The 3,831-nt window shown below is 39.0% G+C and carries 8 protein-coding genes; 5 read left to right on the top strand and 3 right to left on the bottom strand.

Features of this window, described 5'->3' with window-relative positions; translation table 11 throughout:
* Together PX481_RS20470 and PX481_RS20465 are read right to left on the bottom strand one after the other, a co-directional pair.
* A partial coding sequence (locus PX481_RS20470) for a nucleotidyltransferase family protein (RefSeq protein ID WP_288095701.1) occupies positions 1-176 on the bottom strand: 176 nt, incomplete at its 3' end.
* A 136-nt stretch (positions 177-312) separates the two neighbouring features.
* Positions 313-810 (bottom strand): helix-turn-helix domain-containing protein, encoded by a 498-nt coding sequence (locus tag PX481_RS20465; RefSeq protein WP_043998850.1) that lies wholly within the window; start codon positions 808-810, stop codon positions 313-315.
* A 128-nt stretch (positions 811-938) separates the two neighbouring features.
* Here PX481_RS20465 and PX481_RS20460 point away from each other — a divergent pair, with 128 nt between their 5' ends.
* Complete coding sequence (locus PX481_RS20460; RefSeq protein WP_002757274.1) at positions 939-1,814, top strand: hypothetical protein; 876 nt, start codon at positions 939-941, stop codon at positions 1,812-1,814.
* A gap of 168 nt (positions 1,815-1,982) precedes the next feature.
* Complete coding sequence (locus tag PX481_RS20455) at positions 1,983-2,246, top strand: DUF2442 domain-containing protein (RefSeq protein WP_002757272.1); 264 nt, start codon at positions 1,983-1,985, stop codon at positions 2,244-2,246.
* A gap of 9 nt (positions 2,247-2,255) precedes the next feature.
* Here PX481_RS20455 and PX481_RS20450 read toward each other — a convergent pair whose 3' ends face one another.
* Entirely contained in the window at positions 2,256-2,411 is a 156-nt protein-coding gene (locus PX481_RS20450; RefSeq protein ID WP_002757270.1) for a hypothetical protein, read from the bottom strand.
* A gap of 63 nt (positions 2,412-2,474) precedes the next feature.
* Here PX481_RS20450 and PX481_RS20445 point away from each other — a divergent pair, with 63 nt between their 5' ends.
* From PX481_RS20445 to cobA, 3 genes are all read left to right on the top strand, one after another.
* On the top strand, positions 2,475-2,765 hold the full coding sequence (locus PX481_RS20445) for a type II toxin-antitoxin system RelE/ParE family toxin (RefSeq protein WP_002757268.1): 291 nt from the start codon (positions 2,475-2,477) through the stop codon (positions 2,763-2,765).
* Positions 2,766-2,774: 9 nt separating this feature from the next.
* Entirely contained in the window at positions 2,775-3,065 is a 291-nt protein-coding gene (locus tag PX481_RS20440; protein ID WP_002757266.1) for an addiction module antidote protein, read from the top strand.
* A gap of 289 nt (positions 3,066-3,354) precedes the next feature.
* Positions 3,355-3,831, top strand: a 477-nt coding sequence (cobA, locus tag PX481_RS20435) for a uroporphyrinogen-III C-methyltransferase (protein ID WP_288095699.1), incomplete at its 3' end; no start/stop codon positions are given.

Raw genomic sequence — 3,831 nt, 5'->3', positions numbered from 1 at the left:
TCGATAAACTCAAATAACCCTACCGCTTTACTAAATTCTACCAATAAATCTACATCACTGTCAAAACGTGCTTCATCCCTTGCTACTGAACCAAATAGAGACAGAGATTTTACCCCTAGTTTTTCTAATTGTTCTCGGTGTTTTGCGAGAATTGTTAGTACTTCATCTCGTTTCATGGCTATTTCCTGAAATCTGATTCCTTCATTGTAACCTTAATGGTTGTCTCGTTGATATTGGCTCTCATGATGAAGTTTATTAAAATAGAAATTATTATTGAACTTAGAAATGCTCTGCCAGTGCCAAATACCACCATTAATTAGTTTGCTTAGGTTTTTCAAGTTGCTCTTTAACTAATTCTAAGGGAAGTTTTAACACTCTAGCAATTTGTTCGACGGTTAAGCCTTCTTTCATCAATTCTGTAGCGATTTCGAGTTTATATTCTTCTTCTGGATCAAATTTTTGTAATTGGTTTTCTGGTAGTTGATTACAGATATGACCTTTATTAATTTGGACACCGTTAACGACATTATTGTTAGCGACATTATAATAATACCTTCGCAGACTAGACCTAAGATTAGCTTTATTAACTTCTTCTCCTAAAATTTCCGATAAGGTTTTCCATAGCTTACCGGCTACATCCTTGACATATTTCTCGGAACGATGATGATTTTTAGCGATTTCTGTGTATTTTTGGTGATTAATCACCCCTTCTAAGATTTCAGACTGAACATCATCTAAATTCTCTCCTGTATAGGAAAAGATGAGATTATCAACAGTTGTAATTAAAGAGTGAATATCAAAATTGTTCATTTTTAAACACAGAGTCAAGATTAATAAGCTTTTACCCGACATTATATGACATTATAAGGTGTACGGTCAATTTAATATTATTTTTAGATTTAAGTTATTTTTCTTAATACTGCTTTATATAACTTTATATGACTTTAAAAGCCTTGAAGGAAAATTTCAACGTATTTAGAATACGGTGGTATTTTATATTGGAGGTGGGAAGTCACAAAATGCGACTTAAACCGTTTGTATTTATTGTATCTAGTTTCTTGAGTTCCTCTTTGTCCATGAATGCTCTTGCTATCAGCCTAGGTGGGGGTATTTCTGGATCTTATGAAATATTTAAAGGTATAATAGAGCCGTTCGATATTACAATTGATGGACAAACAATTAATACAGGATTAGTAAATTTTACACTAGATTCTTCAGAGTCTTCAAACTTTATTTTTGATTTTAATAATATGACTCATGCCTATGAAGCGAGTCTTTTGATAACAGCACCAGGATTAGATTTACTAGGTGCACCACCGCAAAGAATCACTGTCAGCTTAACAGGAGCAATAACAAGTACAGTACCAGATGATGTTATTCCTGGTTCAGAATTTGATTTAACAATTTTTTCTGAAACTCTAACAGGAGGTGGCGTATTTGAATCAGGACAATTATTATCAGGTTGGAGATACAATAATATTCAAATAAATACCACAAATGTTACCAATGTAAATGTACAAATAGGAAATGACAATAAAGCTGAAACGAAGTGTGATACCTCTAGTAAAGCTGAAGGAAGTGGACGAGTTGATGCTAACTTAACTGATCCTACGGGAAAACAAGTTATCCCTCTTACTGGACAAGGACAGACAAGTTCAGGTAATAATAAACTAAGCTGTCCACCTCCAAAAACATTAGAACCCACCTCAACCCTAAGTCTTCTTTCCCTGGGAATACTTGGTGCAGGTGCAACCCTAAAACGCAAAGTAAAACGCTCTCATTCAACCGAAAAAGAACCCAGTAACGTCGGTTAAATTGCTTTTTTATATAACTCATTCCCCCTTAATTTTAGACCAGTTGAGGGGGATTTTTATGCTCTTGCTTCTCCTTCTTGTATTTTTAACTGAATATTTGCTATAATAAACGAAGGGTAAGCATCAATCATCTTCAAGCGATAGAAACTATTATTGAGGAACGACAAAATGAACTTAGAAATGCTTGGACAAAACACTTCTCAAGCTGAAGTAACTCATATTTCTTCCCATGGAATATGGATTCTGGCAAACAATGAAGAAATGTTTCTTTCCTATCAAAATTTTTACTGGTTTCAAGATGTCCCTATTAGAAAAATTTTAAATATACAAGAGCCTTTTCCTAATCATTTTTATTGGCCAGATTTAGATGTAGATTTAAGCAAAGAAATTATTAAAAATCCTGAGAGATTTCCTTTAAAAGTTAAAGCCTAGTTTTTATCCTTAATTAAGTGCGATGCCGAAGGCACTGCGTAGCAGCACGCTGATCTTGTAGGGTGCGTTCCCTAAGGCAACTTCTACCGCTCCAGCGATCGATTTTTGGGGAACGCACCATGCACATTGATTATTGCGATCGCTGATCTTGTAGGGTGCGTTCATAAAATGTAACGCACCTTATTTTTATTGCTTGTCCTTCTGTATCCCATAGGATACACTTAAGGCATGATTGAAATTCGCCAGACCGAAACCTACTCTCAGTGGTTTAGCAATTTGCGGGATCGCCAAGCAAAAGCACTTATAGACATTCGTGTTCGTCGCCTGTCTATGGGCAATCCAGGCGATGTTAAACCAGTAGGAAAAGGTGTATCGGAACTGCGGATCGATTATGGCCCAGGCTATCGGGTGTATTTCATTCAGCGAGGCGAGACCTTGATCATCCTCTTGGCAGGAGGAGATAAGCAAACTCAAGAACGGGACATCAAAACAGCATTAAATTTAGCACAAGACTTATAGGAGATTTTCATGGCTACTATCCAAACCTATCCTTGGGATGCGGCAGAACATCTCGAAACAAAAGAAGATATAGCTGCATATCTTGAAGCAGCTCTTGAAGATGGCGATCCAAGCTTAGTGGTAGCAGCATTAGGTGATATTGCTCGATCTAAAGGGATGACACATATTGCCCGTGAAACAGGGTTGGGGCGTGAAAGTCTCTATAAAGCTTTGTCAATCGAAGGCAATCCAGAGTTTGCCACAGTTCTTAAGGTCTTACAATCACTTGGGTTACGCCTCCAAGTCGTACCAATTGCCTAACTTCACCGTTATACTGAATCGGTTTTTAATAGCATGATTAACTCCCAATCCCACTTTAAAAACCCGCTCCCTTTTCCCCACTTTCCACTCCCCCATACCTGTTAAACGGGATTTAGGATCAGAGCGATCGCTAGATTAAGGGTTAAGTAATGTTAAGATCATAATTCTTCATGAAGAAAGCGCATGATCGCCGAGTAACTGTAGCTAAAAATACCAAATTTTGCCCCAGTCACAATACATTAGGGATCAAGCGCATTCGATCGAAGCAGGAATTTTCTCCCCAGTATCTATGAATCAATCAGAAAGTTGTGGTAAGGTCTATCTCGTCGGTGCAGGTCCCGGAGATCCCGGTTTGTTGACCTTAAAAGCGAAAGTTCTCCTAGAAAATGCCGATGTTGTCCTCTATGATGCCCTAGTCAGCCCCTCGATTCTGACCATGATTAACCCCAGGGCCGAACAAATCCATGGGGGTAAGCGTTGCGGTCGTCATTCTCTAGTACAGGAGGAAATCACCGCTTTACTGATCGAGAAGGCCCAGACTAATGCTGTGGTTGTTCGTCTCAAGGGGGGTGATCCCTTTGTTTTCGGTCGCGGGGGTGAAGAAATGCTCGATCTGATTGCGGCTGGAATTAGCGTCGAGATCGTGCCGGGGATCACTTCAGGAATTGCCGTGCCTGCCTACGCCGGTATTCCCCTCACCCATCGCAATTATAGTTCTTCCGTTACCTTCGTCACCGGCCACGAGATGGCGGGTAAATATCGTCCT

This window comes from Microcystis sp. M53603_WE2, assembly GCF_030065435.1.
The sequence above is the reverse complement of the archived record's forward strand: the minus strand, read 5'-3'. Positions and strand labels throughout refer to the sequence as shown.

Excerpts from the sequence above, each read along its gene's own strand:
- PX481_RS20440 (WP_002757266.1), top strand. The coding sequence starts at position 2,775 with ATGGCTACTATCCAAACCTATCCTTGGGATGCGGCAGAACATCTCGAA.
- PX481_RS20460 (WP_002757274.1), top strand. The coding sequence starts at position 939 with ATGACTTTAAAAGCCTTGAAGGAAAATTTCAACGTATTTAGAATACGG.
- PX481_RS20445 (WP_002757268.1), top strand. The coding sequence starts at position 2,475 with ATGATTGAAATTCGCCAGACCGAAACCTACTCTCAGTGGTTTAGCAAT.
- PX481_RS20455 (WP_002757272.1), top strand. The coding sequence starts at position 1,983 with ATGAACTTAGAAATGCTTGGACAAAACACTTCTCAAGCTGAAGTAACT.
- PX481_RS20450 (WP_002757270.1), bottom strand. The coding sequence starts at position 2,411 with ATGAACGCACCCTACAAGATCAGCGATCGCAATAATCAATGTGCATGG.
- PX481_RS20465 (WP_043998850.1), bottom strand. The coding sequence starts at position 810 with ATGAACAATTTTGATATTCACTCTTTAATTACAACTGTTGATAATCTC.